We start from the raw sequence: 4,145 nt of genomic DNA on the forward strand, positions 1-4,145 counted from the left end.
CCGTCGACGAGACGTTCGACGACTTCGACCGCGATCCGATAAGCGGCGCGAGCCTCGGACAGGTGTACACCGCTCGCTACCAGGGGAACGACGTCGCGGTGAAGGTCCGTCGGCCGGGGATCGAGTCGCTCGTCGAGGCCGACCTCCGGACGATCCGCTGGTCGATCCCGCTCGTCAAGCGATTCACCGGCAGCGGACAGGCGTTTTCACTGGAGAACCTCGCCGACGAGTTCGCGAAGACGATCCGCGAGGAGATGGACTACAAGCGCGAGCGCGAGATGCTCGAGGAGATCCGCGCCAACTTCGCGGACGACGACCGGATCCGGATCCCGACCGCGTACGAGGCGGTCTCCGGGCCGCGGGTGCTCACGATGGAGTACATTCCCGGCACGAAGATCAACCAGATCGACGAGCTCGACGCGCGGGGGTTCGACCGCAACGACATCGCCGAGACGCTTCAGGAGGTGTACCTCCAGATGATCATCGACGACGGCGTGTTCCACGCCGACCCGCACCCCGGAAATCTCGCCGTCGCCGACGACGGTACGGTGATCTTCTACGACTTCGGCATGGCCGGACGCGTGGACCCGTTCATCCAGGAGAAGATCGTCGAGTTCTACGTCGCCGTCGCCCGGCAGGATATCGACGGCATCCTCGACACGCTGATCGACATGGGGACGCTGTCGCCGGAGGCCGACCGCGAGGTGATGGGCAGCGTCATGGAGCTCGCCATCGCCGACGCCAGCGGCGAGGACATCGAACAGTACCAGGTGAACCAGATCATCGAGCAGGTGGAGTCGACCATCTACGAGTTCCCGCTCCGGCTCCCGCCGAACCTCGCGCTTGTGCTGCGCGTCGCCACCGTGGTCGAGGGCGTCTGCGTCACCCTTGACCCCGAGTTCGACTTCATCTCGACGGCGACGGAGTACCTCCGGGACGAGGGGTACTACGAGCAGACCGCCCGAGACCTCGCCGAGGACGCCGGACGACAGGTCCAGCGCACAACGGAGGCGCTGTTCACGGTCCCGCCGAAGGCCGACGACTTCCTCGAGCGGGCGAACCGCGGCGACCTCCACGTCGACGTCACGATCGACGACGAGTCGAACGTCCTCGACAAGCTCGCGATGCGAATCGCCTACTCGGTGCTGCTCGCGGTCGGCGTCCTCTCCTCGACGATCCTCTACTCGTTCGCCGACGCGTGGCGGCTCGCGGGGATCGTGCTCCTGCTCGCGGTCCCGCTCGCGGTCGCGCTCTACCGTTCCTTCCGCAAGAAGCAGGGCATCCGGGCGAGGCCTCAGTTCACCAGACAGGGGATGAAACAGCGCCGAGACGACTGAGCGACGCCCTCCCGCCCGTTCTCTCGACCTCCTCGCCGATCAGCCGGAGACGACCTGGATCGGGACGAGGAGGAAACAGAGCGCTCCGAGCCCGAACGTCGCGAGCCCGAGGGCGAGCCGCGGCCAGCCGATCCACTCCTCGTCGGCGGGGTTCGCCGGTCCGTTGAACGCGATCACGATCGCGAACACCCCCCAGAATCCCCACAGTCCGACCGACTCGTCGATGCCGAGGCCGCGCCAGAAGTAGAGGTACGCGGCGATCGAGAAGAGCGCGCCGGGGACGAGCGCCGCGATGGTCTCCTGGCGCGGGCCGATCATCGCGCGGACCATGTGCCCACCGTCGAGCTGGCCGACGGGCAGGAGGTTCAGCAGGGTGAAGAACATCCCGACCCAGCCGCCGATAACCACCGGGTGCGCCGTGAGGGTCGGGTCTTCGTACTCCGTCGGCTGGCCGATGAGGTCCGCGATGATCGCCAGCAGCGGCGGATTGTTGAACCGGATCATCGTCCCGGAGGCAGTCGCGAGCTCTGCGGGGACGCGAATCGGGTCGAGCGAGAGCCCGATGACGGTGACGACGACGGTCGCGACCAGCCCCGCGACCGGCCCGGCGACGCCGATGTCGAACAGCACCTTCCGCGAGGGCATCCGTCCGCGCATCCGGATGACCGCTCCGAGCGTGCCGAACGGGAACACGAACGGAATCACGTACGGGAGCGAGACGCTGACCCCGTGATAGCGTCCGGCGACGTAGTGGCCGAGTTCGTGCGTCATCAGCACGCCGAGCACCGCCGCGGTGAACGGCCACGCCTGCAGTATCGTCAGCGGGTTCGCGGCGATCTCCTCCCAGCCGACGTAGTACCACCCGTAGGCGCCGACGAACAGCGTGCTGAACACCGTCGCGGCGAACATGACGACGTTGAGCCACGGTATCCCGTTACGACCGCGGTCGAAGGGCGTCGCGACGACGACCTGACCGTCGCCGGTGGCCTCGAGGTCGACGTCGTAGCCGGCCTCTCGGAACGGCGGAACGAGCTTCCGCAACAGCGTGCGCTCCGGAACGTACGACTCGCCGACGTACCGAACGTGCCCGTCTTCCCGGCGAACCTCTTCCACCCGGAAAAACGTCTGCAGCGGCTCCGGACGCGGGACGTCGGGCCCGGCCGACGGCTCCCCGTCCTCCTGTTCTGGCATCATCCGTGGTAACTCGTCGGCGAGTATAAACCCCGCGTCGACAGGCCCGTGCGTCCGTGTCGAGGGGGACGTCACACACGCTCAGGGCGATGAGGACCGTGACTCTCAGGGGTAAGGACCGTGACTCTCAGGGGAGCGGGGACGCGCGAGTGTGTCAGTCGACGTCCGAAGCGGACTTCGACGTCAGTACCCGTACGGAGCGGGGGATGCGGTCTGTTGCGTGTCGACCGCGCGGGGCGAGCGTCGGCTCACGCGGGCTCGATGCGCCACGTCGTCGCGCCCGTGTACGACCACTTCTCGACGGTGAGCTCGGTGGCGGAGTCGCGGAGCTTCACCATCAGGGCGCCGATCTCCTTCGGCGAGAGGCCGACGTCGTCGGCGATGAACTTCCCTTTGAAGTACATCTCGCCGTCCTCGGCGCGGTCGAGCAGGTACCGCTTCAGCCGCTCTTCCTTGCTGAGGTCGTCGGTCGGATTCGCGTTCGTGGAGGGGTTCGCAGTCGCGCTCATGGTACACCCACTGCTTTGCTTCGGAGATTGTTATAAAGGTGAGACTGTTGGACGGTGTTCAGCGGCTTTCATGGCGTTTCAGGTTTGGCGGCTAGTCTAAAACGTGTCTGACAAACCGTTTAAAACGGATTTAGAAACACCCAGAAATTTTATACGCGGTTCTGAGACGCTTATTCCGTCATTTCTGATAACAGCAACTTCCGCCCGACGATCGCTCACATGACAGATTAACAAGGTATTATCGCCGGAAACTGACGGGACGGCGTCAGACGTTCGTTCGACGCGCGCGCCGAAGCCCCGGTCCGTAACGACCGATGATCCCCCGGCGATCGACGGTGCCGTGACCGATCGTCGGGCAGGTGCGTCAGTCGCGGCGGTGGACCCAGAACTCCTCCGCTTCGGTGGTCTCCTTCTTGAAGATCGGGACCTCGTCTTTCAGCCGGTCAATCCCGTCTTCGACGGTCCGGAACGCCTCGCCCCGGTGCCCCGCCAGGACGACGACGAAGACGATGTCTTCGCCCGCCTCGATCACGCCGGTCCGGTGGTGCATCCGGACGTCGAACACCCCGTCGCGTTCGGTGAGCTCGGCCGCGATGGCGTCCATGCGCTCCGCGGCGACGCCCTCGTACTTCTCGAAGGCCAGGTGGGTGGTGCGGTCGTCGTCGGGGGCGTCGCGCGCCCTGACGCGGCCGGTGAACGTCGCGATCGCGCCCGCGCGGTCCGCGTCCGCTGATGCCTCGGCTCGTCGAACGAGCGTCTCCCGCGTGATCCACGGTTCCGCGGCGTCGAGGTCGTCGACGAGGCGGTCGAGGTCGACGTCCTCCGGCGCGTCCGCGGCGGCGATCACCGTCCCCGGTACGTCGTCCGCCTCCGCGTCCGCGCCGATCAGGACCGTCGGCACGCGCAGCCGGGAGCCACCGACGGCGACGAGGTAGTCGTGGTCGGGCGCGAGTCCGTCGAGGAGGTCGTCGAAGCTATCGACGCTGCCGCGGCCGGTCCACTCGCCGTCCGACGCGAGCCTCACCTCGGTGTCGGCGTCGGTCTGTCCCACCCGCGGCTCGACCGCGACGCCGCCGTCGGTGGCATCGTCCCCCCGAACCGTGTCGCC

The 4,145-nt window shown here is 66.9% G+C and carries 4 protein-coding genes; 1 reads left to right on the forward strand and 3 read right to left on the reverse strand.

Annotated elements, in window-relative coordinates; all coding sequences use genetic code 11:
- Nucleotides 1–1,337 (forward strand): AarF/UbiB family protein (locus R6U01_RS11060; RefSeq protein ID WP_410286513.1); only part of this gene is annotated, 1,337 nt, incomplete at its 5' end.
- A gap of 39 nt (nucleotides 1,338–1,376) precedes the next feature.
- Here R6U01_RS11060 and R6U01_RS11065 read toward each other — a convergent pair.
- The 3 genes from R6U01_RS11065 to R6U01_RS11075 all read right to left on the reverse strand — a co-directional run.
- Nucleotides 1,377–2,528 carry a site-2 protease family protein gene (locus R6U01_RS11065; protein ID WP_410286514.1) on the reverse strand — a complete coding sequence of 384 codons (1,152 nt, stop codon included), beginning with the start codon at nucleotides 2,526–2,528 and terminating at the stop codon, nucleotides 1,377–1,379.
- 248 nt (nucleotides 2,529–2,776) lie between these two features.
- A complete protein-coding gene (locus R6U01_RS11070; protein WP_410286515.1) occupies nucleotides 2,777–3,037 on the reverse strand; it encodes a hypothetical protein in 261 nt (86 codons plus the stop codon).
- Nucleotides 3,038–3,401: 364 nt separating this feature from the next.
- Nucleotides 3,402–4,145, reverse strand: a 744-nt coding sequence (locus tag R6U01_RS11075; protein ID WP_410286516.1) for a molybdopterin synthase, incomplete at its 5' end; no start/stop codon positions are given.

Source organism: Halorubrum sp. (assembly GCF_046498025.1).
Taxonomy (GTDB): domain Archaea; phylum Halobacteriota; class Halobacteria; order Halobacteriales; family Haloferacaceae; genus Halorubrum.

Bases quoted from the DNA above. Each gene is read 5' to 3' on its own strand.
- R6U01_RS11070 (WP_410286515.1), bottom strand. From the start codon at position 3,037: ATGAGCGCGACTGCGAACCCCTCCACGAACGCGAATCCGACCGACGAC.
- R6U01_RS11065 (WP_410286514.1), bottom strand. From the start codon at position 2,528: ATGCCAGAACAGGAGGACGGGGAGCCGTCGGCCGGGCCCGACGTCCCG.